At 54.5% G+C, this 26,979-nt stretch carries 23 protein-coding genes and 2 rRNA genes; 1 reads left to right on the plus strand and 24 read right to left on the minus strand.

Going from position 1 to position 26,979, the window contains the following annotated elements:
- Positions 1-147: 147 nt before the first annotated feature.
- The 11 genes from C1725_RS13080 to C1725_RS13130 form a co-directional block, all read right to left on the minus strand.
- A 23S ribosomal RNA gene (locus C1725_RS13080) occupies positions 148-3,050 on the minus strand.
- A 356-nt stretch (positions 3,051-3,406) separates the two neighbouring features.
- Positions 3,407-4,934 (minus strand): 16S ribosomal RNA (locus tag C1725_RS13085).
- The 16S and 23S rRNA genes sit together here, the layout of an rRNA operon.
- A 254-nt stretch (positions 4,935-5,188) precedes the next feature.
- A complete protein-coding gene (gene mnmA / locus C1725_RS13090; RefSeq protein WP_346026653.1) occupies positions 5,189-6,292 on the minus strand; it encodes a tRNA 2-thiouridine(34) synthase MnmA in 1,104 nt (367 codons plus the stop codon).
- A 24-nt stretch (positions 6,293-6,316) separates the two neighbouring features.
- The gene (gene tmk / locus C1725_RS13095) at positions 6,317-7,594 is read right to left on the minus strand and encodes a dTMP kinase (RefSeq protein ID WP_102412036.1); all 1,278 of its coding nucleotides are present in this window, start codon (positions 7,592-7,594) and stop codon (positions 6,317-6,319) included.
- Between the two features lie 58 nt (positions 7,595-7,652).
- Positions 7,653-9,023 (minus strand): aminotransferase class V-fold PLP-dependent enzyme, encoded by a 1,371-nt coding sequence (locus tag C1725_RS13100; RefSeq protein WP_102412037.1) that lies wholly within the window; start codon positions 9,021-9,023, stop codon positions 7,653-7,655.
- A complete protein-coding gene (locus tag C1725_RS13105; protein ID WP_102412038.1) occupies positions 9,013-9,504 on the minus strand; it encodes a hypothetical protein in 492 nt (163 codons plus the stop codon). The genes C1725_RS13100 and C1725_RS13105 overlap by 11 nt, the downstream gene beginning before the upstream one ends.
- Entirely contained in the window at positions 9,504-9,842 is a 339-nt protein-coding gene (locus C1725_RS13110; RefSeq protein WP_102412039.1) for a hypothetical protein, read from the minus strand. Before C1725_RS13110 ends, C1725_RS13105 begins: the two co-directional genes overlap by 1 nt.
- Positions 9,843-9,874: 32 nt before the next feature.
- Positions 9,875-11,683, minus strand: a complete 1,809-nt coding sequence (gene pepF, locus C1725_RS13115; protein WP_102412040.1) for an oligoendopeptidase F — start codon at positions 11,681-11,683, stop codon at positions 9,875-9,877.
- Between the two features lie 57 nt (positions 11,684-11,740).
- Positions 11,741-13,090 (minus strand): DUF711 family protein, encoded by a 1,350-nt coding sequence (locus C1725_RS13120; RefSeq protein WP_102412041.1) that lies wholly within the window; start codon positions 13,088-13,090, stop codon positions 11,741-11,743.
- An 11-nt stretch (positions 13,091-13,101) separates the two neighbouring features.
- Positions 13,102-13,377, minus strand: coding sequence for an ACT domain-containing protein (locus tag C1725_RS13125; protein WP_102412042.1), 276 nt, complete (start codon positions 13,375-13,377; stop codon positions 13,102-13,104).
- 39 nt (positions 13,378-13,416) lie between these two features.
- Positions 13,417-14,418, minus strand: a complete 1,002-nt coding sequence (locus C1725_RS13130) for a hypothetical protein (protein ID WP_102412043.1) — start codon at positions 14,416-14,418, stop codon at positions 13,417-13,419.
- A 142-nt stretch (positions 14,419-14,560) separates the two neighbouring features.
- On the opposite strand from C1725_RS13130, the gene C1725_RS13135 reads away from it, so the two are divergent.
- Positions 14,561-14,989 (plus strand): GNAT family N-acetyltransferase, encoded by a 429-nt coding sequence (locus tag C1725_RS13135; RefSeq protein ID WP_346026654.1) that lies wholly within the window; start codon positions 14,561-14,563, stop codon positions 14,987-14,989.
- On the opposite strand, the gene C1725_RS13140 is transcribed toward C1725_RS13135, so the two are convergent.
- The 13 genes from C1725_RS13140 to C1725_RS13200 form a co-directional block, all read right to left on the minus strand.
- Positions 14,894-15,847, minus strand: a complete 954-nt coding sequence (locus C1725_RS13140; protein ID WP_102412045.1) for a glycosyltransferase — start codon at positions 15,845-15,847, stop codon at positions 14,894-14,896. The genes C1725_RS13135 and C1725_RS13140 overlap by 96 nt on opposite strands.
- A gap of 104 nt (positions 15,848-15,951) precedes the next feature.
- Positions 15,952-17,355, minus strand: a complete 1,404-nt coding sequence (locus tag C1725_RS13145) for an undecaprenyl-phosphate glucose phosphotransferase (protein ID WP_102412046.1) — start codon at positions 17,353-17,355, stop codon at positions 15,952-15,954.
- Positions 17,356-17,584: 229 nt separating this feature from the next.
- A complete protein-coding gene (gene spoVAE / locus C1725_RS13150; protein ID WP_346026894.1) occupies positions 17,585-17,941 on the minus strand; it encodes a stage V sporulation protein AE in 357 nt (118 codons plus the stop codon).
- Between the two features lie 6 nt (positions 17,942-17,947).
- On the minus strand, positions 17,948-18,997 hold the full coding sequence (gene spoVAD / locus C1725_RS13155; protein ID WP_102412048.1) for a stage V sporulation protein AD: 1,050 nt from the start codon (positions 18,995-18,997) through the stop codon (positions 17,948-17,950).
- A 6-nt stretch (positions 18,998-19,003) separates the two neighbouring features.
- Positions 19,004-19,435, minus strand: a complete 432-nt coding sequence (gene spoVAC, locus C1725_RS13160) for a stage V sporulation protein AC (RefSeq protein ID WP_102413337.1) — start codon at positions 19,433-19,435, stop codon at positions 19,004-19,006.
- A 389-nt stretch (positions 19,436-19,824) separates the two neighbouring features.
- A complete protein-coding gene (locus C1725_RS13165; RefSeq protein WP_102412049.1) occupies positions 19,825-21,027 on the minus strand; it encodes a nucleotide sugar dehydrogenase in 1,203 nt (400 codons plus the stop codon).
- Positions 21,028-21,083: 56 nt separating this feature from the next.
- Positions 21,084-21,365: a hypothetical protein gene (locus C1725_RS13170; protein ID WP_346026655.1), complete on the minus strand. Its 282-nt coding sequence runs from the start codon at positions 21,363-21,365 to the stop codon at positions 21,084-21,086.
- A 1,211-nt stretch (positions 21,366-22,576) separates the two neighbouring features.
- A complete protein-coding gene (locus C1725_RS19400; RefSeq protein WP_102412051.1) occupies positions 22,577-22,867 on the minus strand; it encodes a TnpV protein in 291 nt (96 codons plus the stop codon).
- A 40-nt stretch (positions 22,868-22,907) separates the two neighbouring features.
- Positions 22,908-23,540 carry a helix-turn-helix domain-containing protein gene (locus tag C1725_RS13180; RefSeq protein WP_102412052.1) on the minus strand — a complete coding sequence of 211 codons (633 nt, stop codon included), beginning with the start codon at positions 23,538-23,540 and terminating at the stop codon, positions 22,908-22,910.
- Entirely contained in the window at positions 23,503-24,204 is a 702-nt protein-coding gene (locus C1725_RS13185) for a DUF3990 domain-containing protein (protein ID WP_346026656.1), read from the minus strand. The genes C1725_RS13180 and C1725_RS13185 overlap by 38 nt, the downstream gene beginning before the upstream one ends.
- Positions 24,205-24,557: 353 nt before the next feature.
- Entirely contained in the window at positions 24,558-25,043 is a 486-nt protein-coding gene (locus C1725_RS13190) for a hypothetical protein (RefSeq protein ID WP_102412053.1), read from the minus strand.
- A gap of 80 nt (positions 25,044-25,123) precedes the next feature.
- Positions 25,124-25,543: an acyltransferase family protein gene (locus C1725_RS19650; RefSeq protein WP_102412054.1), complete on the minus strand. Its 420-nt coding sequence runs from the start codon at positions 25,541-25,543 to the stop codon at positions 25,124-25,126.
- A 17-nt stretch (positions 25,544-25,560) separates the two neighbouring features.
- Positions 25,561-26,964 (minus strand): oligosaccharide flippase family protein, encoded by a 1,404-nt coding sequence (locus C1725_RS13200; protein ID WP_102412055.1) that lies wholly within the window; start codon positions 26,962-26,964, stop codon positions 25,561-25,563.
- Positions 26,965-26,979 lie beyond the last annotated feature (15 nt).

A 26,979-nucleotide genomic window follows, 5' to 3' on the forward strand; every position in this document is an offset into this window, starting at 1 on the left:
CTCTCAAGGTCTTCGTACCTTGAAAACTGCACACCCAGCCTTCCAACATCCTGCGCTCTTCAACCAATCTCGCTTTTCCGTACTCTCGTACGCTCTTTTACGTTGGCCTCTTCTAAGTTTCTCTCACAGCTCTTTCCAGCCGCTTCTTAGATCAAGCCCTCGACCGATTAGTATCATCAAGCTCCAAACATTACTGCTCTTCCACCGATGACCTATCTCCTGGTAGTCTTCCAGGGGTCTTACTTCTTTCGAATGGGACACTTCTTCTTGAGGGGGGCTTCACGCTTAGATGCCTTCAGCGTTTATCCCGTCCGCACTTCGCTTCCCTGCTGTGCCGTTGGCACGACAACAGTTGCACCAGTGGTGCGTCCACTCCGGTCCTCTCGTACTAGGAGCAGCTCCTCTCATGTGTCCTACGCCCACGATGGATAGGGACCGAACTGTCTCACGACGTTCTGAACCCAGCTCGCGTGCCGCTTTAATTGGCGAACAGCCAAACCCTTGGGACCTGCTTCAGCCCCAGGATGCGACGAGCCGACATCGAGGTGCCAAACCTCCCCGTCGATGTGGACTCTTGGGGGAGATCAGCCTGTTATCCCCGAGGTAGCTTTTATCCGTTGAGCGACGGCAATTCCACTCTATACCGCCGGATCACTAAGTCCTACTTTCGTACCTGCTCGACTTGTCAGTCTCGCAGTCAAGCACCCTTCTGCCTTTACGCTCTTTGAATGGTTTCCATCCATTCTGAGGGTACCTTTGAGCGCCTCCGTTACTCTTTCGGAGGCGACCGCCCCAGTCAAACTGCCCGCCTGACACTGTCCTTCCGCCGGTTCACGGCTTGAAGTTAGAATTTCAATAACAGAAGAGTGGTATCCCAACGGCCGCTCCACGAAGACTGACGTCCTCGCTTCTTAGCGTCCCACCTATCCTGTACATCCGTTATCAAAATCCAATGTCAGGTTACAGTAAAGCTCTACGGGGTCTTTCCGTCCAGTCGCGGGTAATGTGCATCTTCACACATACTTCAATTTCACCGGGCCCCCTGTTGAGACAGCTCACAAGTCGTTACGCCATTCGTGCGGGTCGGAACTTACCCGACAAGGAATTTCGCTACCTTAGGACCGTTATAGTTACGGCCGCCGTTTACTGGGGCTTCGGTTCTCTGCTTCGGGTTTCCCCTAACACTTCCCCTTAACCTTCCAGCACCGGGCAGGCGTCAGCACCTATACGTCAGCTCTCGCTTTCGCAGATACCTGTGTTTTTGCTAAACAGTCGCTTGTGACTATTCTCTGCGACCTCTTTCGAGGCACCCCTTCTCCCGAAGTTACGGGGTCATTTTGCCGAGTTCCTTAACAGGGGTTCTCCCGTCCGTCTCAGGATTCTCTCCTCGCCCACCTGTGTCGGTTTCCGGTACGGGCACCTTCAGGCTCACTAGCAGCTTTTCTCGCCAGCGTGAACTCAGACGCTTCGCTACTTATTTTCGCTCCCCGTCACGCCTCAGCTTTTAGGACTGCGTACTTCACTACAGCCCAACCTCGACGCTTGGACGCGGTTGACCATCACCGCGCTCGTCTTATCCTTCTGTGTCACTGCTTCGCTCAATCGCCTGTCGGTGGTGCAGGAATCTCAACCTGCTGTCCATCGCCTACGACTTCCGTCCTCGGCTTAGGCCCCGACTTACCCTGGGTGGATGAACCTTCCCCAGGAATCCTTGGGCTTTCGACGCCCATGTTTCTCGCATGGGTCTCGCTACTCATACCGGCATTCTCTCTTCCATGCAGTCCACTGGTGCTCCCGCTCCAGCTTCCGCCCGCATGCAATGCTCCTCTACCGATGCTTACGCATCCCGCCGCTTCGGTGTTACGTTTTAGCCCCGTTACATCTTCGGCGCTGAACCACTCGACCAGTGAGCTATTACGCACTCTTTAAATGTGTGGCTGCTTCTAAGCCAACATCCTGGTTGTCTCTGCAATCCAACATCCTTTTCCACTTAACGTATACTTTGGGACCTTAGCGGACGATCTGGGGTGTTCCCCTTTTGACCGCGGAACTTATCTCTCGCGGCCTGACTCCCGGACATCAATTGTGCGGCATTCGCAGTTTGATAGGGTTCGGTAAGCTTTGTGGCCCCCTAGCCCATTCAGTGCTCTACCTCCGTCAATCTAATCCGAGGCTAGCCCTAAAGCTATTTCGAGGAGAACCAGCTATCTCCGGGTTCGATTGGAATTTCTCCGCTATCCACAGGTCATCCCCGCCTTTTTCAACAGACGTCTGGTTCGGTCCTCCATGAAACTTTACTTCCACTTCAACCTGCCCATGGATAGGTCACCCGGTTTCGGGTCTACGTCATGCAACTCGACGCCCTCTTCAGACTCGCTTTCGCTTCGGCTTCAGACCTTCAGTCCTTAACCTCGCTGCATAACGTAACTCGCCGGTCCGTTCTACAAAAAGTACGAGATCGCACCTTTATCGTGCTCTCTCTGCTTGTAAACACAGGGTTTCAGGTTCTCTTTCACTCCCCTCCCGGGGTTCTTTTCACCTTTCCCTCACGGTACTATGCGCTATCGGTCACTGGATCGTATTTAGCCTTGGAGGGTGGTCCCTCCTGCTTCCCACCGGATTTCTCGTGTCCTGCGGTACTCTGGTACCGGCTAGCCGTGTCTGCCTTTCGCTTACGGGGCTCTTACCCTCTCTGGCGGCGCTTTCCAGCGCTCTTCTTCTAAGCTTTCACGTACATGTCGCCGGCCCACAACCCCAGCCGACCGTAGTCTGCTGGTTTGGGCTCTTTCCCGTTCGCTCGCCGCTACTTAGGAAATCGATGTTTCTTTCTTTTCCTCCGGGTACTTAGATGTTTCAGTTCCCCGGGTGCCCTCTCCCCAGGCTATGTATTCACCTGGGAGTGACGGGACATTGCTCCCGCCGGGTTTCCCCATTCAGATATCCACGGATCTAAGCCTGCTTGCGGCTCCCCGTGGCTTTTCGCAGCTTGCCACGTCTTTCTTCGGCCTCCAGTGCCATGGCATCCACCCTGTGCCCTTAGTATCTTGATCGTCTTTCATACTCTCGTATGTTGAGAATCTTTCCTGAGACCAACTGCAAAATTGTTTCGCAACTGGTTGTTTTCTTCACAAGATGTTTTCCATCTGGTTGTGCAGTTTTCAAGGTGCGCTGCGCACCGTCTCGCTTCGCGAGACCCACCCTTTGCCAGGGTGTGTGCGCTTCAGGGGTTCTTCAATCCCTGAAAACGATACAGCTTAGAGATTTCTCCGCATCCGCAACCGGCAGTCTCTTCTTTGACGCTCTCGCGTCTTCAGTGCTTTGCACTGTTTTCTTCTTCCACACAGTCTCCTGTGCTTCTTCGACCTAAAGATGAGCTCGGATGTTTCCATCCTCGCTTTCTCCCTAGAAAGGAGGTGATCCAGCCGCACCTTCCGATACGGCTACCTTGTTACGACTTCACCCCAGTCATTGGTCTCACCTTCGAAGGCTGACCCCTTTCGGTTATCTCACCCGCTTCGGGTGCTCCCAACTCCCATGGTGTGACGGGCGGTGTGTACAAGGCCCGGGAACGTATTCACCGCGGCATGCTGATCCGCGATTACTAGCAACTCCGACTTCATGTGGGCGGGTTGCAGCCCACAATCTGAACTGGGACCACTTTTATGAGATTCGCTCTACCTTACGGTTTCGCTCCTCTTTGTAGTGGCCATTGTAGCACGTGTGTAGCCCAGGTCATAAGGGGCATGATGATTTGACGTCGTCCCCACCTTCCTCCGAGTTGTCCCCGGCGGTCTCTCCAGAGTCCTCGCCTCTACGCGTTAGTAACTGGAAACAAGGGTTGCGCTCGTTGCGGGACTTAACCCAACATCTCACGACACGAGCTGACGACAACCATGCACCACCTGTCTCAGATTGAGCAAGCTCACACCGTATCTCTACGGCTTTACCTGGATGTCAAGACCTGGTAAGGTTCTTCGCGTTGCTTCGAATTAAACCACATGCTCCGCTGCTTGTGCGGGCCCCCGTCAATTCCTTTGAGTTTCAACCTTGCGGCCGTACTCCCCAGGCGGAATGCTTATTGTGTTTACTCCGGCACAGAAGGGGTCGATACCTCCTACACCTAGCATTCATCGTTTACAGCGTGGACTACCAGGGTATCTAATCCTGTTTGCTCCCCACGCTTTCGCGCCTCAGCGTCAGTTACAGTCCAGAAAGCCGCCTTCGCCACTGGTGTTCCTCCCGATCTCTACGCATTTCACCGCTACACCGGGAATTCCGCTTTCCTCTCCTGCACTCAAGCCCAGCAGTATCCAAAGCAATTCCCACCTTGAAAGCGGGACTTTCACTTCAGACTTACCAGGCCGCCTACGCGCCCTTTACGCCCAATCATTCCGGACAACGCTCGCCCCCTACGTATTACCGCGGCTGCTGGCACGTAGTTAGCCGGGGCTTCCTCCTATGGTACCGTCACTTGCTTCGTCCCATAGGACAAAGGTTTACGACCCGAAAGCCTTCTTCCCTCACGCGGCGTTGCTGGGTCAGGGTTTCCCCCATTGCCCAATATTCCCCACTGCTGCCTCCCGTAGGAGTTTGGACCGTCTCTCAGTTCCAATGTGGCCGATCACCCTCTCAGGTCGGCTACTGATCGTCGCCTTGGTGGGCCGTTACCTCACCAACTAGCTAATCAGACGCGAGCCCATCTCTCACCGGATTGCTCCTTTGACCCCTATGCCATGTGGCACTGTGGTCTCATGCGGTATTAGCGCATCTTTCGATGCGTTATCCCCCTGTGAAAGGCAGGTTGCTCACGCGTTACTCACCCGTCCGCCGCTAGAATCATTTCCGAGCAAGCTCTTCCTTGATCCCCGCTCGACTTGCATGTGTTAGGCACGCCGCCAGCGTTCGTCCTGAGCCAGGATCAAACTCTTATGTTCAATCCTTTATCTTCTCTTGGTGTTCCGGTTTGCACCGGCTCACAAAAGATTCAAAACTCTTCTCAGAATCAACTGTCTTTTCCTTGCGTTTGCGTTTCTTTTCTCTATTCTGTATCGTTTTCAAGGATCGTTCCCGCCGTTTTGAGCGCACAAAACGTGCTCTCTCGCGGCGACGTTGATTAGTATACCATGCGGAATCGATTCTGTCAACCGCTATTTCACAAAAAAATCGATATTTTGCACCGTCCTTTCAATCATCGAACGATTACAGCGCCGCTATCCATAACGTCCGTTATAACAGCCCCGCCCAGGCAAACCTCTTCTTCGTAAAAAACGACGGATTGACCCGGCGTTATCGCCCTCTGCGGCTCATATGCCCGCACAATCAGATGATCCGCTTCTATTTGAACGTTCACCTTTTGATCCGGCTGCCTATAGCGAAACTTCGCCGTGCAGTCGAAACATGTTCCATTCTGTCGAGGTGCCTCGCCCGCAACCCACGTCGCCTGCTCCGCCCTCGCGGTGTGCGCATACAGAAGGGGGTGATCCTCGCCCTGTTCGACAATCAGCACGTTGCGCTCCAAATCCTTCGCCAGCACAAACCAGCGGCGCCCATCGCCGCCGCCTCCGATGCCGAGCCCTCTGCGCTGTCCCAGCGTATAGTACATCAGTCCATCGTGACGGCCTACTACCTTGCCGGACAGCGTCTGCATTTCCCCAGGACGCGCGGGCAGGAACTGCTGCAAAAACGGTTTAAAATGCCGCTCTCCGATAAAGCACACGCCTGTAGAATCCTTCTTGGCATACGTGGGCAGCCCCGCCTCCTCAGCGAGCGCCCGCACCTGTCCCTTTGTCAAATTTCCCACCGGAAACAGGGCCCTTTGCAGCGGAGGCTGCGTCAGCATGTAAAGGAAGTAGCTCTGGTCCTTGTTGGGATCCACGCCGCGCAGCAGCTGCATTTGCCCGTCTGCCTCCCGCAGGTTGGCGAAGTGTCCCGTCGCCAGCTTGTCCGCGCCGAGCTTCATCGCGAAATCCAGAAACGCCTTGAACTTTATTTCCCGGTTGCACAGCACGTCCGGGTTCGGCGTACGTCCCGCGCGATACTCGTCCAGAAAATACGAAAACACGCGATCCCTGTATTCCTTGGCAAAATTCACGGAATAGTAAGGGATCCCGATCACTTCACAGACAGACCGCACATCCGCCCAATCCTGCTCCGACGTGCAGACCCCGTTTTCGTCCTGCTCTTCCCAGTTCTTCATGAACACGCCGATCACCTCGTGCCCCGCCCTTTTGAGCAGCAGGGCCGCGACAGACGAATCCACGCCTCCCGACATGCCGACCACGATGCGCGCCATATCCTTGTACCCTTCCTTCATCCTTTACAGTCGGTCCATGACTGCATCCACCGCTGCCGCCGCGTCGCGCGCGATTGCATCGATGGACTGCGACGCGTCGATGCGCACGATACGCGCTGGCGCGCGGCGCGCAAGTTCCTCATAGGCTTCGTATACGCGCGTGTGAAAGCCCAGTTTTTCCTGCTCGATTCGATCCAGCGCCCGTTCACTGCTGCGCCGCGTCATCGCTGTCTGCGGCTCCACGGCGAAATAAAGCGTCGCGTCCGGCATCGTGCCGTCGATCGCCGGCGCGTTCATCTCCATCACCGCGTCAAGCCCCAAGCCGCGCGCCGCTCCCTGATAAACCGCGCTGGAATCTACAAACCGATCGCAGACCAGCACCTTGCCCGCCTCAAGCGCCGGACGGACGACCTGGCGCACATGCTGCGCCCGACCCGCCGCGTAGAGCAGCGCTTCCGTCTGCGCGCACATCTCGCCGTAAGCTGGGTCGAGCACGAGCCTGCGTATTTCCTCCGCAATCGGGCATCCACCCGGCTCCCGCGAGCGCAGTACATCGTAGCCGCGCGCGCGCAGATGTTCGCAAAGCCTTTCAATCTGAGAGGATTTACCTGATCCATCCAGCCCTTCAATGGAAAGAAAAAAACCCGCTTCCGCCTTGACGCCAGGCAGCAGAATTCTTTGCAGCGCGTCCACGTTTTCCGCAATATGCGTCGCGCCCGCGTTCACGAGTTCCGCCTTCGACCCGTACCCATACAGCACGCCGATGGTGTCGATCCCGTTCTGCCTGCCGCCCGTGATGTCGTAATGGCGGTCGCCGACCATGACCGGCCGCTCACAGCCCTCCGGCAGCGCATCGCGCACGATGCTTGCCTTATCCGCGTGATGATCGCTCATCGTGATGCCGACCGCGCGATCGAAGAAGCGCCACAGGCCGAAATATCTCAGAATGCGTTCGGCAAACACGATCGGCTTCGCCGTGGCCAGACAAACCCGAATTCCCTGGCGCTTCAGCGAGCGAAGCAGAACCGGGATGCCCGTATAAACGGCGTTCACCGACCACCCAACCGCGTCAAAGTCTTCCCGATAATACTCGACGGCTTGGGCCGCCTGCTCGTTGTCCATCCCGAAAATCTGCTGAAACGACTCAAAGAGCGGCGGGCCGATAAACCGCCGCAGCACCTCCGGATCGAAATCCGCGTATCCCATCTTTCGGGCTGCATATCCCGCCGAACGCATGATCCCCGGGGCAGACTCCGTCAGCGTACCATCCAAATCGAACAACACAGCGTCATATGGAAACATACTTTTTTCTCCTCAGCATTCGTTCAAATCCGCCGGCAAGGCCATCGCGTTTCGGCTTTTACGCGCGCACGCAGAGCAGTTTCCCCTCTTCCAGCCCAAAGCGCCAGCGCGGCGCAGCGCGCAGCAATGCCTCCGCAACGGATTCGTCGACGATCTCCCCGGGGGTCACGAGCGGCACGCCCGGCGGATAAAGCCCAGCGCTGACGGCCGCGATACGCCCGACCGCCTGCTGCGGCAACACCGCCTCCTGCGGGGAGAGCGCGGCCTCCCGCACCGAAAGCGCGCGCCGGGGCGGTATCGGCAGCGTGGGCACGTCGGATAACGCTGCTGCGCCGCGCGGCAGCGCGCTAAGCGTCCGCGCCGCGCGCGTCAGCCAATCCGCTGCGTCCAGGATCGATGGGATGAACACGACGCGCCGGTCGTCCGCCATCTCCGCATCGATCCCCTGTTCTGTTAGCGCTTCCTGCACTTCCCAGCCCGTGCGCCCATGTGCGGCGCAATCCACGACGACCCGGAGCGGGTCGCAGGTGATTCCCGCCGCCCGCCAGCCATCCTGCGCGTTTTCATAGCCCGCGGCACGCAGGAGCTCCCAAAATGCGTCGATTCGCCCTTTGAGCTCCGTCAATTCTGCAAATCCGCGCTCGTCCATCATCGCCCGGGCGCTGTCCAACGTCTCCATGATGAGAAAGGACGGACTGGACGAGTGCACCATGCGCAGGGTACGAAGCAGACGGTTCGCGTCCACCGTCTGCGCGGCATGAAGCACCGCGCCTCCCGTCAGCGCGGGCAGCGTCTTGTGCGCACTTTGCACCCAAAGATCCGCCCCCAGCGCGCCCGCGCTTTGCGGCGCATTTTGCCAGGGCAGGTGTGCCCCGTGCGCCTCGTCTACGCACAGCAGCATTCCCAATTCGCGGCATGCCCTCGCGATAGGCACGGCATCCACGCAGATCCCAAAATAATCCGGCCGCGTGAGCAAGACCGCACGCGCCGCCGTGTGGCTGCGCATCGTCTTTACGACGTCTTCCGGCAAAAAGAAGGGGGCGCCGTCCCGCGTCAGCCTCGGCTCGACGAAGACCGGCCGCAGGCCGCCCCATACGCACGCGGAAATCGCGCTGTGGTGCGCATTTCGCGGCAGGATCACCTCGCCGTCCGGCGCCGCAGCGTAGAGCAGCATCGCGAGCATGCCGCTGGTCGATCCGCCCGTCAAAAAAATCGTGTGCGCCGCACCGCAGGAAGCGGCGTACAAGGCCTGTGCGCGCGCGATGCCGCCGCACGGCGAAAAGAGATCGTCCGTCGGGCCGATCTCCGTCGTATCCAGGGCGCTATTCACCCATTCCGCAGGCAGGCGTCCTTTGTGTCCAGGCATGTGCAGCCGAACGCGCCCCGATGCCCTATGCAGCATGTCGAGCATCGGCGTCTCACTTCGCATGCCGCACAGCCTCCTCGATTCGATTGCAGAGCGCTGCCGAAGGCGCGAAAACCGCCGCGTGCTCCCTTCCCTCCTGCCGGTAGACGAGTACGTGTGAAGCGCGCTTCGCCGGGCAAAAACGGGTGACCGTCCGATACGTCTTCTTCAGGCGCTCGCCCTTTGTAAAGGCGCGAACGCCCGAAACGTCCTCCGTCCGAACCTCGATCAGTGAATTCACCTTGTCGCCGTAATCCTTCTCCAGCACGAGAACTCCGTCATCTCGCAGCGTATAGGCATATCCGACGACCGTTCCGCGCATCAGCATCAGGATGACGCAGACCGCGCAGAGAAGAAAGATCGCGTCAAATGCGCCGATGCCCGTAAGCCGCGCCAGCAGACGGCTCACGGAAAGCGAGGCCGCCAGCAATCCTATGACGAGGGCCACGATGCAAACGAAACGCGCGCCCGTCACCTTTGCCGGCGAAATCTTCTCCCGCACCATCATTCCCACTCCAGGAGACCGGCGGACTCCATGTAGCCCTGCTGTGCGTCCATGTAGTCGTCTACAAAGGCGCCGAGACGCACCGCCTTTTCCTCATCGTATCCGTGCTGCTTCACGAGCCCATCCAGAATATACTCGAAGGCTTCGTCGTCGTCGTAAAAGGCTTCGCCGCTCATGCCGTCCTCCGCCACCGCGCCGGACTCACGCATGAACCGCAGGTCGAGCGCGATCGCCTCCCGGACGAGCACGTCCAGAACGTCCATGAATTCCTTATGGTCAAAGCGGTCGATCGCAGAAAGGATATACTTCTCGGCCGCTTTTTCGTCGTATCCCTGCATCTTCTTCACTCCTTTGTGAAAGAGGCTGCCGCTTACGCCTTTTGCAGCGCGGAAAGCCTGTCAATCAGCTCTTCAAAGTAGCAGAGCGCGGACTCGACCGGCGCCGGGGTGGACATGTCGATGCCCACCAGCTTCAGCTCCTCGATCGGAGGCATGCTGCCGCCCGTCGTCAGGAAATGACGATAGGCCTTCACGGCGCTCTCACCCTCTTCGCGAATGCGGCGCGCAATCGCCACCGCCGCACAGAAGCTGGTCGCGTACTTGTAGACGTAGAACGCGTTGTAGAAATGCGGAATGCGCATCCACTCGTTCGCGATCTCTGCGTCTACGAACGCCTGCTGACCATAATAAAGGTCGTTCAGGCTCTTGTACATCGCGCACAGCGATTCACGCGTCAGCGCTTCACCCGTCTCCGCCATACGGTGTGCCTTATGTTCGAACTCCGCAAACATCGTCTGACGGAAGACCGTCGTGCGGAAGTTCTCGAGCAGATGGTTGCAAAGCGCCGTCTGCGCCTTTTGATCGTCCCTGTACGTCTCGCGCAGGTATTCGATCGTCAGCACTTCGTTGACCGTGGAGGCTACCTCCGCCACGAAGATGGCGTAGTCGCTCTTGGCGAAGGGCTGCTCCCTGTTCGAGTAGTACGAATGCATCGTGTGCCCCAGCTCGTGCGCAAGGGTCAGCATGCTGTCCAGCGTGTCGACGTAGTTGGTCAGGATGTACGGGTGTACGTCGTACGCGCCGCCGTTGGAGTATGCGCCGCTCGTCTTTCCGCGGTTTTCGTACACGTCGATCCAGCGCTCGTCCTTCGCGCGGCAGAGCACCTGCACGTAGTCGTCGCCCAGCACAGCAAGCGCCTTCTTGATGATTTCAAAGCCTTTATCGTAGGGAACTTCCAGCTCAAAATCCTTTACCATCGGCGTATACAGGTCGTACATGTGCACTTCTTTGAGGTCGAGCACCTCGCCGCGCAGCGCGACGTAACGCGCGAGCCCCGGCAGATGCGCGTGCATCGCGTCGATCAGGCTGTCGTACACGCTTTCCGGCACCTCGTCCGGGAACAGTGCCGCCGCGCGCGCGGAGGGGAAGTGCCGCACCGTGGCAAAGAACAAATCCTTCTTCACGTTGCCCGCATAGGCCGCGGCAAACGTGTTGCCAAAGCCCCCGTAGGTGTTCATCATGCGCTCAAAGGCCGCCTTACGGACGGCACGGTCGCGGCTTTCGATGTACGCGCGATAGTTCGCGTCCGTCAGCTCGACCTCCTCGCCCTGCTCATCCCGGATTGTGCCGAAGCGCATGTCCACGTCGGTGAGCATTTCGACCGTGTTTTCTACCCCTTGCGCCATGTCCTGCGTCGCCGCGACGAGCTGCTCCATTTCGCTTGAAAGCGTATGGGCCTTCTGGCGCAGCAGATCCTTCAAAAACACGTCGTAATCGGCAAATGCGGGATCCGCAGCGTACGATACCAGCGTTTCTTCTGGCAGCGCGAGCAGTTCAGGGCTCAGGAAAGCGCTCGCCGTCGCGTTTTTCGTCCACAGGGTCATCGCGCGGTCCTGCAGTGCCTGATAGACCGGGTCGCCGTTGTCGCCGTTTCGGCTCATGGAGGCGTAGCAGAACAGGCGCGTCATGCGCTTGGCCGCGTCGAAGTAGGCGTTCAGCACCTCCAGCACAACCGCCTTTCCCTCGCCGAGGCGTCCCGCGAAGCCTGCAAAGGCCTCCCCCTGTGCCTTCGCCTTTTCAAAATCCCGCTCCCACGCGTCATTCGTCTCGTAGATGTCCTTCAGGTTCCACTTGAAGCGCTCTTCCGTTTCGGCGCGCGTGCGCATCTTGGTCTGTCCCATGAAGCGAACCTTCCTTTCTGTCTATCCAATATTGCACGGGGAAAGCGTTCGCTTTCCTCAGTTTTTCAGGCTTTGCAGCGGCGCGGGGATTCGCCCGCCGCGCGCGATGAACGTCTCCGCCGAGTAGCGGCTTACCGGCATGATGGGGGCGCGGCCAAAGAGACCGCCGAACTCCACGCCGTCCCCAACCTGCTTGCCGGGGGCGGGAATCACGCGAACCGCCGTCGTCTTGCTGTTGACCATTCCAATGGCCGCCTCGTCCGCGATGATCGCGGAAATGGTGGAAGCGGGCGTGTCGCCAGGCACCGCGATCATATCCAGTCCAACGGAGCACACGCAGGTCATCGCTTCCAGCTTTTCCAGCGAGAGCGCTCCGCATTCCGCCGCCTCGATCATGCCGATGTCCTCGCTCACCGGGATGAACGCGCCGGAAAGGCCACCCACGTGTGAAGAAGCCATGACGCCGCCCTTCTTCACCGCATCGTTGAGCAGCGCCAGCGCCGCCGTCGTGCCGTGGCAGCCGCAGCGCTCCAGTCCCATTTCCTCCAGGATGTGCGCCACGCTGTCGCCCATCGCGGGCGTCGGCGCGAGCGAGAGATCCACGATGCCGAACGGCACGTCGAGGCGCGCGGACGCCTCGCGCGCGATGAGCTGCCCCACGCGCGTGATCTTAAAGGCGGTGCGCTTGATCGTCTCCGCCACCACGTCGAAGGGCTTGTCCTTGGCGCTGATCTCCAGCGCGCGCTTCACGACGCCCGGTCCCGAAATGCCCACGTTGATGCAGCAATCTCCCTCGCCTGGGCCGTGGAAAGCCCCCGCCATAAAGGGGTTATCCTCCACTGCGTTGGAAAAGACGACGAGCTTCATGCAGCCCATGCCGTCCGGCGTGCAGGCGGCGATCCGCTTGATGACCTCGCCGCACATGCGCACGGCGTCCATGTCTATTCCCGCGCGCGTGGACGCTACGTTCACGCTGGCGCATACGCGCTCCGTGGTCGACAGCGCCTCCGGCAGCGAGAGAATGAGCGCCCTGTCCGAAGGGGTCATGCCCTTTTGCACCAACGCGCTGTAGCCGCCGATGAAGTTTACGCCCGTTGCCTTCGCCGCCTCGTCCATAGCGCGCACCGCAGGCAGCGGATCGCCCGCCGCCGCCGCAACCAGGGCGATGGGGGTGACGGAGATGCGCTTGTTGACGATCGGAATGCCGTATTCCCGCTCCAGCGCCTCGCCGACCGAGACGAGATGCTCCGCCTTCTTCGTGATGCGGTCATAGATGCGGCGTCCCATCTCTTTGGGATCGGGGTGCGCGCATTCAAAGAGCGAAATGCCCATGGTGATCGTGCGGATGTCCAGCTTTTCCTCGGCGATCATGTGCACCGTTTGGAGGATGTCAGACGTATTGAGCATGATGTTCCTCCTTATATCCGATGCATAGCGTCGAAAATCTCATAGCGCTGAATCAGGATCTGCACGTTGATCTTCTGTTCCAGCTCTTTCAGTGCGTCGGCCAGCACCCCAAAGTCCGCCTCTGAAATGTCCACCATCATCACCATGTTGAACATGTCGGTGAGAACGGTCTGCGCGATGTCCAGAATATTCGCTTTCCTATCCGTGAGCACGGCGCTCACGGCGGCGATGATGCCGGTGCGGTCGCGCCCGAGTACCGTCACGACGGCGGTATTTTTCTTGTCCATGGGAATGCCCTCCTTATTTTCTGCCTTCAGGGTGTTTTCTTATTCTTGCCCGTCCCGAATATTGGCGGACTTAATCGAATGCACGTGGTCGGGCGCGCCGTAGGGATCGCTTCCTCCCATGCCCTGGCCGCCCGCGCGCACGTACAGCACCGCGCTGAGCGCGCAAGTCACCGGCAGGAAAATCGCTCCTATGACCGGTTCGGCGAGCTGCAGCACGCGAATCGGCGCGCCGCCCTGGAAGAATGCGACGGACCAGAGGATCGCAATCAACGCCGACAGCACAAAACCCACCGCAGACAGCGCCAGATTGGCTAACGCTACGACGCCGATGCGGCGAAAGCAAATCTGCGCGGAACGCGCCACAGCCGCCATCCCCCGCGCCCCTTCTCCCACGGCCGCAAGCCAGATGAAGGAGAGCATCAGCGTCACGAAGAAGTCAAAGGCCGCGCGCACGACCATCACCAGCAGCATGCCGATCAGCGGCGCGGCGCTGCCAAGCCCCGGAATTATCGCAAGCAGATTGCTCACAAACGAAAGCACCATCGCCGCAAAGTACGGCAAAAAGGATAGCAGCTGCGTGACGACCATGCTGATAAACGCCAGGAACAACAGGCTTTTCCAGCTGTGCAGCGTCTCCGACGCCGCGTCGTTCGCGGACAGGCGCGTGCGCGCGTTGAGCTGCGCCAGGTTCATGCGCGCAAGGGACGCCTGCAGCAGCGGCACGAGAAAGAAGGAAGAGAGCAGCGAGAGAAGCCCTGTCCGCAGCATCGTCTCCGAAGAGCCCTCCATCGTGCGAAGCAGCAGCTCCGTAAGCTCCTCCGCGCCCACAGTGCCCGCCGTCATGCCGTGCAAAAAGTCCTCCCATGCCGCAAAGAGCGGTGCGGTGACCTGCCACGCGGAAATGGATGAGAGCAGTGCGGGCAGCAAATACAGCAGCGCGCAAAGCGCAAAGGCGCTCGCTGCGTTTTCCCGCAGCAGCGCAAGCGCCTCTTTCAGGCACGACCACGCGTCGCCCGCTGCCTGCCGAAACGTTCTTTTCATCGAATCGACCTCCTAGCGTATCATTGTAGCGTATTTGTACGCCAGCCGCAAGCTTTTGCGGGCTTTCCATCCAAAAAGCGTTGCGTTCGGCGGACGGCAGCGCTATACTGCCTTTATAACCAGCCCAGAAAGCGTGATTTTCTTGCTCGACATCAGACCCGTATCCCCTGACCGCTTCGTCCTATACGAAAACGCCGCCTATGCAGGCGGCGTTACGGTTTATCGCACGGATGACGCTTTTTCCATCGGCATCCTGATCGTTCCCGCCAAACGAAGGCAAGGGCTTGCCCTCGAGGCGCTGCGGCAAATCGCTGCGGCGTACTTTGACGCCGGCTTCGCGCTGTGCCGCAATTTCGTCGCGCCCGAAAATGCCGCGTCGATCCGGCTGCACGAGCGCGCAGGTTTTGCCCGTGCAGGCAGCGCTTCCATCGACGGAAAGCCTGCGCTTATCTTTGAAAAACGCGCCCCTGGCCCGTCAGTCGTTCAGCACCCGCTCGATGATGAACCGCGGGCGCGCCTTCGTCTCGTTGTATACCTTGCCGACGTACTCTCCGATGATGCCCAGGCTTAAAAGCTGAATGCCGCCGATCATCCAGATCGAAGCCATCAACGAAGTCCAGCCGGCCTGCGCGGACCCCATCAGCTTGGAAACCAGCGCCCAGATCAGCGCGATGATGCTCGCGATAAAGATGACGAAGCCGACCGTCAGAATCATGCGGATCGGCTTCACGCTGAACGACGTGATGCCGTCAAAGGCAAAGGAGAGCATCTTTTTCAGCGGATACTTGCTCTCGCCCGCGAACCGTTCCGCGCGCTCGTATTCCACCGTCGTCCACGGATAGCCGATCTGAGGGACGATGCCGCGCAAAAACAGGTTGACCTCTTTAAACTGCGAAAGGCCCTCCACCGCGCGCTTTGACATCAGCCGGTAGTCCGCGTGGTTGAACACGATGTCGACGCCCAAATGCTGCATGACCTTGTAAAACCCTTCGGCGGTAAAGCGCTTAAAAAACGTATCCGTCTTGCGCGCGCTGCGCACGCCGTATACGACGTCGTAGCCGTTATGATACGCGTCGACCATCGCGTCCACCGCGTTCACGTCGTCCTGTAGGTCCGCGTCCATGGAAATGATCATGTCGGCATAGTTTACCGCCGTCATCAGCCCCGCCAGCAACGCGTTTTGATGGCCCCGATTGCGCGAAAGATTCACGCCGGAAAAGAGCTTGTCCTTTTCGTGAAGTCTTTGAATGATCTCCCAGGTCTTGTCTTTGGAACCGTCGTTGACGAACATGATCCGGCTCTTTTCCGATACTTTGCCCGTTTCCATCAGCGCGTGCATCTTCTCACGCAGCCGCTTCGACGTTTCCGGCAGCACCGCCTCTTCCTTGTAGCAGGGAACGACAATGTAAAGCGTCTTTTCATCTTTCATTCTTGATCATCCTTTCTTTTGCAGGCGCGATGTACCCGTGGTGAGAATCTCCATGGCTTTCAATTTTCGATCAGGAAAACCATACCGCTTCGCCGTGGCATCTTTTACAGAGGACGCGCTCCGCCGGAGGGGCTGATGCGCTCGCTGTTCGCAAAGCGAAAAAGCGTTAAAAAGAGTATTTTCAGGTCAAATCCCCAAGTCCAGTTTTCGATGTAGTAGATGTCGTGCTCAATGCGCTTGGCGATCGAGGTATCGCCGCGATACCCGCAGACCTGCGCCCATCCGGTGATGCCGGGACGCACGTAGTGCTTGATCATGTAAAGGGGCACTTCTTCTTTAAACTTGTCCACATAAAAAGGGATTTCGGGGCGGGGTCCTACGAGGCTCATATCTCCCTTCAGAACGTTTACGAACTGCGGCAGCTCGTCGATGCTGAACTTCCGCAGAAACGCGCCGAATTTCGTCTTCCGGACATCCTCGTTTTTGCTCCAAGCTGAGTCCGACTCCGCGTTCATGCACATGGAGCGAAACTTGTACATGACGAATTCCCGCTTGTTTTTGCCCACCCGCTTCTGTTTGAAGATCACCGGCCCCGGCGAGGTCAACTTGATTCCGACCGCGGCGAGAAGCATCAGCGGCGAAGTCAGGACGAGGAGAATCAGCGCTCCCACGATATCCGTGGCGCGCTTCACCGCCGCGTTCATCAGGTTGTCGAGCGGGATCGAACGAATGCCCACCATGTTGAGGCCGTCGACTTCCTCCACCTGCATGCACGAGCTGATGTAGCGGTCGTAACAGGGGATGATCGACAGGTGCGTTCCGGTTTTCTCGCAGGCCTGAATCACGCTTTCCATGTGCACGTAATCCTCCGCCCGCATCGCCACGACCGCTTCGTCCGGCTGCTCGCGCTGCAGGATGCCTTCCAGTTCCCCATAGGAACCCAGGTACCCCGCCTGCTGCCAACCCGGGTCACACGAAACGTAGCCCATCACGCGGTATCCGTATTCTTCGTGCTTATCGATCATGTCTAGGTAATCCGACGCGACATGCCCGCTTCCGATGAGCAGCACGTGTTTCTGATTGTACCCGCGCCTGCGGTAAGCGCGCAGCGCCAGACGTACCGTCATCCTTTTGCCGATGCACAGCGCCGTGCCGAACAGGTAGCTGTATCCCAGCATTGCGCGGGAGAAATCCGCCAGGCGCGCGATGTAAAAGACGCTCATTAAAAACGCGTAGCAAAGGCTTTCCGCCACGACGATATGCCAGATTTCCTTATAATACCGCGTACTGCGCATAGACTTGTAAAAGCCCATCGCCGCGTAGACAACCACGTGCAGCAAAGCGTTCACGAGCGCAAGCAGCACATGAAACGCCACGCCGTAGCTGATGACCCCGTCGTCCATCCAGTAAAAACGTACGACAAAGGCGAGCATCATCGCAAGAAACGCGACGAACGCATCCAGCACGCCGTTCAACTGATTGAGCTGACGCTGGTTTTGCTTGATCATTTCTTTATCTCCGCTCCCTGCCGCTTCTGTGCCCTTCGCGCTGAATGCTTTACATCATGAAAACGAAGGTGCTACGTCTTTTGCTTCACCGCGCTTTTATTTTCATGCCAATGTTCCGCTTAAAATAGTTTCAGCAGCATTTACATACAGACATTATCATTTATTATAGCCGAATTTGTTCCTGATAGCAAGAAGCCGCCACCCGCAAAAGCGAGTGGCGTAAAATTTGCTATTTTTTTGTCTTGGGACTGAAGATCACCGAGGCTAAGTAGCCGAACAGGATCGCTGCTGCGATGCCGCCCGCACACGCGGTGATCCCCCCGGTAAACGCGCCGAGCAGTCCGTCTTTTTGAATGCCTTCTATTGCGCCCTTCGCGAGCGCATACCCAAACCCGGTCAAAGGGACGGTTGCGCCCGCGCCCGCAAACTCCGCAATCGGTTTATAGATGCCGATCGCCCCCAGGATGACGCCCGTAGTCACATAGCCTACGAGGATGCGCGCGCTGGTGAGCTGTGTCCTGAGCAGAAGCGCTTCACCGATCATGCACAGGATGCCGCCGACGATAAACGCCTTGATGTACATCAGCATGCGCTAATTCCCCCCTTTCCGGCTCTCTTCGATATGCTCCAGCACCACCGCCTGCGCGATGGACGGAATGCTCTCGCCCTGCATGGTCGTCGTAGGGCTGAGCAACGCCCCGGTTGCCATGAACAAAATGCGGTGGAGCTGGCCGCTGGCGAGTTCGCCCAGCAGCTTTCCGCAGAGCACGGAGGCCGAACAGCCGCACCCGCTTCCGCCTGCATGTACGTCCTGCTCGGGCGCGTAGATCTGCATGCCGCAGTCCATGCTGCGTTCCGGCGATATCGGGTGCTTCTCCCTGCGCAAAAGCTCGAGCATCAGCTCACGCCCCAGGCTGCCTAGGTCGCCGGAGACGATCAGGTCATAGTCCTTATCCGTACGCCCCGTATCTCGGAAATGCGCCAACAGCGTGTCCGTCGCAGCGGGCGCCATCGCCGCGCCCATGTTGTTGGCGTCCTTGACGCCCAGGTCGATGACCTTGCCGGTCGTCACTTGAGTAATGCAAACCCGAGCGCTTTGGGCCGCCGCCGCCTCGCACACGAGCGCGCTGCCTGCCCCAGTCACCGTCCATTGCGCGGTCGGCGTGCGCTGTGTGCCCATTTCCAAAGGGGTGCGGTATTGGCGCTCCGCCGTAGAAAAGTGACTGCTCGTCGCGCAAAGCACGCGCGCACAGTGCTGCCCATCCACCAGCATGCTGCCGATTGCGAGGCTCTCTGCCATCGTCGAACACGCGCCGTACAGCCCGTAAAACGGAATCGCCAGCTGTCTGGCCGCAAATCCTGCGGAGATGATCTGGTTGAGCAGATCTCCCCCAAGCAGGGCATGCACATCCTTTGGAAGCACCTTCGCCTTCTCCATGGTCAGACGCACACAGGATTCGAACAGCTTGCATTCCGCCTTTTCAAAGCTCTTCTGCCCCAGCATATCGTCCTGCTCCACCCGGTCAAAGCAGCCGCCGAGCGGCCCCTCCCCCTCTTTGGGGCCGACAATCGCCGACCACGCCGCGATGCGCGGTCGGGTTCCAAGTTCAATCGTCTGCGCGCCTACACGCTTTCCTGCCATCTTCCGCTACCTCCCGATAAAGAAGTAGATGAGTCCCACGATGATGGATGACCCGATGCCGTACACCAGTACCGGCCCTGCGATGGAAAACATCTTCGCTCCCACACCCATGACGTAACCCTCGCGCTTAAATTCCATCGCCGGCGCGACGACAGAATTGGCAAAGCCCGTAATGGGGACGATAGACCCGGCGCCCGCGTACTTGCCAATGCGGTCGTATACGCCCAGTCCCGTCAGCAATGCGCTCAAAAAGACGAGCGTAATCGAACAGACCGTTCCCGCCGCCTGCTGGTCGAGCGACAGGACGTTTTTCGCGAAGTCTGTTATTCCCTGACCCAGCACGCAGATCAAGCCGCCGACCCAAAATGCGCGCAGGAGCCCCTTGCCCATATCGGATTTAGGCGCAAGCCGCATGACGAGCTGTGCGTATTCCTTCATCTTATGGTTTTGATTCGACTGGCTCACGCCTGTTCCCCCCGTTCATTCCGCATTGGATTTTCTGCGCGCGGCGGGCGCATCCGCGTCTCCCGTGCGCCCGGCCTCGGCTGCGCCTCCAGCGCATAGGTCGGAATGGTATGTTTCCCTTCCATACCGTTCATCCTCTCCTTTATCCGCCTAAGCGGCAACTGACGCCATCTTGCGTGAGGTTAGTATGGCCTGCCGCGAAGAAAACATACAAAAATCCGGCGCACATGGCGCCGGACGCGTAAAATTCGAGGTCAAAATTTGAAATTATTCCCTTGCCAAGATTGCACCGTCTCCTGATTGCTTTGTACAGCCCCTTCGCATAGGACGTTCCGCTTCTCTCTTCTCCATGCCTGAAGCAATCAGTCTCTGAAATACAAATCGCGCGTATAAACCTTGTTCAGGACGTCGGCGATCTCGTCGCTGTATCGATTGGCAACAATAACGTCGCACTGACGTTTAAAAACCTCCAGGCTCCGGACGACGCGGCTGTTGAAAAACGTATCGTCTTTTAACGTGGGTTCGTAGACGACCACCTCAACGCCCTTTGCCTTGATTCGCTTCATAACCCCCTGAATGCTGCTTTGACGGAAATTATCGCTGCCTGCTTTCATCGTCAGCCGGTAGATGCCCACCACAGGGTGTACTTTTTCCGGAAATCCCGCCAGCTGCAGAATTCTTTTCGCTATGTAATCCTTGCGCGTTCGGTTAGCCTCGACGATTGCACCGATGATGTTGTTGGGTACGTTATCGTAGTTTGCCAGCAGTTGCTTGGTGTCCTTGGGCAGACAATAACCGCCATAGCCAAACGAAGGGTTGTTGTAGTGTGTGCCGATGCGCGGGTCGAGCCCCACCCCTTCGATGATCGACCGCGTATCGAGACCGCGCACCTCCGCATACGTATCGAGTTCATTAAAGAAACTGACGCGAAGCGCCAAATAGGTGTTTGCGAACAGCTTAACGGCCTCAGCTTCCGTCGGCTTCATGAAGAGCGTCGGGATATCCGGTTTGATCGCGCCTTCTTGGAGCAGGCCCGCAAACGTCTTTGCCGCCCGATTAAGCCGAGCGTCCTTGTCCGGCACGCCCACGATGATCCTGCTGGGGTAAAGGTTGTCCTCAAGCGCATGTCCCTCGCGCAGGAATTCCGGACTGAACAAAATGTTCTCGCAGCTAAAACGCCTGCGGACGCTTTCCGTATATCCCACCGGCACGGTGGACTTGATGATCATCACCGCATCGGGATTGACCGCTATCACCTGATCGATGACCGACTCCACAGACGACGTATCGAAGTAGTTTTTCTCCGGATCGTAATTGGTAGGCGTCGAGATAATGACGTAGCTGGCGTCCCGGTAGGCCGCATTGCCGTCCGTCATCGCCGTAAGCGAAAGCTTCCGATTCGCCAGGTATTCCTCTATTTCCCTATCCACGATCGGCGATTTGCGTGCGTTGATCATCTCCACCTTTTCGTAGATGAGGTCTACCGCCGTTACATCATGGTGCTGCGAGAGCAAAACCGCGTTCGATAAGCCGACATATCCTGTTCCAGCGACAGCAATTTTCAAAGGTTTCACACTCCGTTCCCGTGTTCCTGCCTATATGCAGAATACGCTATGGTTCATTATATCATAAAAGTCATCTGTTCAGCTTCGCCTTTGGGTTGTTCCTGCGTCACAACGTGCAGCGCCTTAAAAAGCGCCCATACATAGGGAGCGCCGAACACGCAAAGCTTCTTAGGTCCGGTAATTTGAAAGGTGTTATCCATCGTTACTTTTTGATACGCTGCCTCGATCGTCGCGCGTGTGATGGATTTCTGCCGCCGGTCCACAAAGAGCTCTCCGCCGCGCACGGTATAGGTAAAAGGAAGCTGTTTGGCTGTATGGAACATCTCCCCCTGATGCAAGACGATCTCGTTCCATAGCGCGTCAAAAGATAACGACGTCGACGTCCTCGGGCTTTGTGCATGCGGCGACTCATATTCAGGCGGTGCGTTTGAAAGGCGATTGATAAAATCATCTCCTAGATTATTCAATTTAGAAAAGGAAAGCCGTCAGCCGTTCTGACATTCCTTTCAGGCCGCGCCCAAGACGCAATGAAAGAGAAGCACCTCTTGTTTCGGCGTTCGATTTGAATATACCCAGCAAAAGATAAGCAAAATTAATTGTCTTTATATATACTGTATTCCCATCCTTAATTGTCTGCAACGCGCCGATTCCTTGATTCCCATCGGTACGGCTTCAAACGGCGGTTTACCTAAAATGACCCAATCTGTTCGCTTGCCAGGCTTAATGCTTGCGTTAGGGTTTTCTTCAAAGTAAGCATAGGTTCCTTCTATCGGAACTGCCTTCATAACCTCAAAAACAGAAATTTTCTGATCTTCGCCGATTACTTTCCCGTTTTTTCTCAAGCATAAGGCGGTTTGCGCACCAAACTGAATGCAGCAACTTTGGCTTTATTAACGAAGAGTCCTGATGGAGATTAATCGGAATACTCCTGTCCAACGCATCCTTTACGGAGACTGATATGATTGCCGCTCTTTTCTCCAAAACTGCGGAGATGAACCTCACCCCAGTAAAAAACATGTCTCACAAAAATCGAGGCGATCCTATTCAGCTTCACCATGCGATCAAACTGAGCATTTCGCACGGTCTGGCAATGAATCATTCCTGGCCGCAAATTGTGGACAGTGCCAGTTTCCCGCAATGCTTTCCCATAAGCGGTCAGGTATTGTTCCCCGGCAGCATCCCCGTTGCAAGGGGACAGAAGTTGTTTCCTTGCTTTAACCGCTTACCTACTTACACTGAATGTTATTATAGTTCTCTTCCTGATGTTAAATTCCTTTTTACACTTGTTTTTTTCTTGAACTCATCCTAATAGATCCCCGCTTCCTGTCTGTGAGGCATTCCTTTCTTCATGAACTAGAAAGGGGGCCACCGGTCTCCATTTTTCATATTTTTAGCGATTTTGACCCGCCCCCGGTCCCAAAAAACACAAAAAACCAGACATGACTTTTGTATGCCTGGTCTTTCTGTTTGTTTACCACGGTATAGACCGATCTTTTCATAGTCTATACCGCAGTAAACCGTTATTGTTCTGTTTTCTTAATCGTTCGCCCTAAACGGACTCGCAAGAGGTTAAGAATGCTCCATCAAACAACCGTTTCTTCCGCATCCTGCCGTACTTGCCGAGGGCTTCGTCTCCGTCTCGCTCAGAAACCATGTTCGGAATCTGATAATCTCCGTTCTGAGTGTAGGTCAATGTGTTCTGTGTCATTTTGTGTCCTTTCCGCCTGCTGCTGCAGACTTGCTTCTCGCTCATAATTTTGACGGTAATAGCGATCTGCCGTAAAATCTGTTCGCTAACATGTACACGTGATTGGGACATATTTCTGGCGAGGGTACCCATAGAATAACCTATCCTGCGACGGATAAGGTTATCTCTCAGCTTATTCAAGCAAATCGGACACTTCGCATTTTAGAGCCTTTGCAAGACGCATAACAATATCAAATTGTGCTTTGTTCAAATCCTTGCTTTTACGCTCATAAGCACGAATGGTATTTAAGGATACACCGGATTCATTGGCAAGTGCTTCCTGTGTTAAGCCACAATGCTTTCTTATGGTTTTCAGCTTGCTTTCGCTGTTTGCGAAGTGAGCATCCATCACTTCATAGCTCTTTTGAATATCTGCTTCGTGCAGGGTTCCGTAAAGACCGAGAAGTTCATCATAAGGTACTGTATCGAGAATGCTTTTGAAGGTCCTGCCGGAGTGCCATTGATAATGTACCAGCATCCAGCCGACCCAATAAACAGGACTTCTATCATAGCTCTCTACGAGTTCGGCATTGTAGCTTTCACCCGTCGTTTTTTCCATGACCCCCAAGAAAAGCTCCATACCGCTTTTTCCTGCGATGTATTTCGGGTTGCCGCTTTCAAACTGTTCGGCAACATCAGATTGAATAAACCGTTTCAGAAAATCCGTGCCGTTCATTCCAAATTCCACTACTGCATCGTGGAGCATATTACCGACAGCCCGGGAGGCTTTACTCAGATATAACTGACTGTAAGCGTGGGTCATCATACTTCATATCCTCCCTCATAATATCGAGAACGAAAATATCTCCCATGAGCTGCTGTAGATTCTTCTTTCTGCTTGCGTAAGCGGCTCTTGCGTTTTGGTCTCGTTCAGCTCTCTTATAGTAGTATTCACGGTAATCGGCTACTTCATGTTCGACAAATTCACTCTGTCCGAAAGACCGCTTGGAGAGAAGAACTATCTGCTCTCCGAGTGTGCCGAGCTGCATGGCAAGGCATAAATCTCGCAGAGAGACTGTATTGTTCACAAAATCTTCTGCAAAGGAAAAGTAAGAATCATCTGCACGGTAGCCGATCATCACATCAACATTCGCGGTGTCGGGCATAAACCGAGAGAGAATAAAATCCCTTGCGTTGTTTCCTACAGGAGATGTGATGTCAAACTTTCTGTGTTCAAGCAAAATAGCGAGCCAGTTCAGAATATTAAATTCGCCTTTGGTAAGGTGCATCACATTCATCCCGTCAAAGTGCATGATGTACTTGTTGGAATAACCGTCATTCTTAATCGGGCAAGCCCATTCCTTTGCAAGCTCTATGCTTTCCGTGCAATAAAAGCCCTGTCCGTAATCGTTATATTTCTTTCCTATACCGAACTTCGGCACTTCAACGATCTGCTGAGAGCCGTGGTAAATAATCAAATCTTGCTTCATATGCCGCCCCCAAGTAATACTGCGGTATCAATTCAAGCGCATTATAATACTGTGGTATTAGTTTGTCAATAGGGTAGCGGAAAAAGACACAAAAAATATACATTTAGCCCATTTCTTTCTGATATTGTAATACCCGCATCCCCAAAACAGTTAGATTGGAACGCTATTTTGTATTCATATCAATTATACATCATAGGTCAACGTTGGTATATAAGCACTGTGATTTTCTCCAATATTCTGTGAACAGGCTTTATCCATACTTGTTTTTCTCCGGTTGATTGCTTATCATTTCCTCAAATGCTGTTATTTCATTTTTGCACTTTGGCGGCTTCTTAAAGATGATAGAAATAGAATTATTCTTTTTCAAACAAGTCAGGCAACCCAAATAGTTTTCTCATTGCCTTAAATCTGCAGAATACGACTGTAAAAACCACTGGAATGCCAATGCCAATCACTACATACATAATTCTTCCATAGTACAATGTATCTTTCCACTGGTTCAACGGTACATGCAGAAACATAATCGGAATCGTCATCCTACCCAATACAGCCAGCCCATCTCCAAGTATTCTGACCTGACCAATCCAGTAAACAATTCTACATAGTACAACACCAAATAAACATGGAATTATTATGGCAGAAAAAAGTTCTTTATAGTAGACCGGCTTCATATCGAAGTAATACCATGCCTTTCCACTCCTATAGTTGAAGAAACAGAATACAATCAATAATGCAGTAATAAAGGCTACCGTTAAGTCCAATTGTCTATCTTCACAATGTAATAACTTCCGAATTCTATCTTTATTATAGTAGCCCATCGCAATGTACACGAGTGCCATCAGCGAAACATCCAAATTCCACGGGACTCCAGGATTGTTCAGAAATCTAATATGCTCTATTAAATGAGATTCAATTACCGCTATACCCCCCCCCCCGCAAGAATTAGGAGCTTCGTCGTATTATCACTGAATTTGCTTCTGATAAAGGTGAATAGGAAAAGTGTAAATACAAAGCAGGTCATGTACCAGTATGTATTTCCAATTGCTCTACCACCGTATATCTGTTTTGCTATGTACTTTATTGAAAAATTATGGTCGAATACTAAAAATATCACAACCAAATAGACTAAATAAGGAAGCAGATAACGACCGGTACACTTCTTGACATAAGATAAATCAAAAACTGTATTACTTTTATAAAAATATCCCGACAATACGAAGAAAAGAGGCATATGAAACAAGAATATTATGTTATGTGCTATGCCTCTGGAATAATGTGCAAACACAACTAGAAAAATCAGAATTCCTTTAACTATATCAAGTTGCTTTGCCCGCTTCATATTCTCGCCTTCCTTCTTTATTTTTTCATTCGGTTTTTTAAGTTAGTCAGAGGTATCTTTAGTACTTCTTCTCTTGACATATTAATCACTACATATATGGCAAGAACAAGCAACGACACAACTTGCATCCACTCAATCCGAATGTAATATATTGTACAAATCACAGCACTTACAAGCATTCCCGGTATCATTTGCTTCACATTGACCGTTAGCGGTTCCACATTTTTTAGCTTAATAATTCGATATATAAACATAGAACAGAAAGCTACCAGTGTCGAAATGCTTGCTGCATATAAACCGACAAATTTGATGAGTCCAAAATGGACTGCCAGATTAATCACTGCTGTAAATAATGTGGTCGAACTAATCTCCTTAGTTTTCTTATGTGCAATATATATGCTGCCCACATTGGCACACAAACCAGAAAACATTGCAGCATATACCAAAATTGGAATTTGATTATACGCCTCCCCATAGCTCTCATTGATAAAGTATTTAAACACCACCCCAACGCCTGCAGTTATGCCGGCCGCTACTAAGACAAATAGCTTGACAGTCACTGAAAACACTCTGTTATAATATGCATTTCTCTCCGAATCATTAAGTGCCTTAGTCACGGACTCGGTCCAAGCCATATTGTAAACATTTAAGGTAGTAGTTATTACTGAAAAGAATTTGTTTGCTATTGCATACACACCATTTGTTCCAATACCAAGAACAGCAATTATGATAATCCGGTCTGAATAGTTCACAACCCAGCTTCCAATTTGATTGAATACCAATGGTACGGAATATTTTAACATCGCTTTCAAACATTTAAACGAAAAATATCTCAATCGAATCCTTGAGAAAAGCTGTGATCCAAAAGAAATAAAAACAACTGTAAATAATCCCGATATCACCCTAGCCAGAAGAACTCCTTCTATACTGGTGTTGAATCCGCAGATAAACAAGATTGCAAATGCAATTGAAACCAGCGTAGAACTAAACGAGACTACTGTGTAGAGTGTATTGTTTCCATATCCCCTGGGCACTTGAAAAAACACGGTGCTAAACAGAAGTGATATATAATATAGAAGGACTAGCACGGAATACTCCAGTTCAACGACCTGCGTCAAGGGTAAATAAACTACAGTCATAATGATAGATGACAATAGAAGAAATACAGTCGTCGTCGAAAGAACCGTTCTATCGTCCTCTTCCGCTGTCAGCAAGTAACGAAAAATTGCCTGCTCTAATTGTAAACTAAGAAAAGGTATCAGAATACTGCCAATCGTTGTATACAAATCAAGTGTTCCATAGGCCTCTGTTGTCAGCTTCGCCGTATATAAAGGCAACAGCAAGAAAGAAACAAACTGTGTTGATATCTTCCCAATAAACAATATTCCCGTATTTTTTACAAGTTCCTTCCCCTTTGACATTTATCAGCATTCACC

This window comes from Beduinella massiliensis (genome assembly GCF_900199405.1).
Lineage (GTDB): Bacteria > Bacillota > Clostridia > Christensenellales > Aristaeellaceae > Beduinella > Beduinella massiliensis.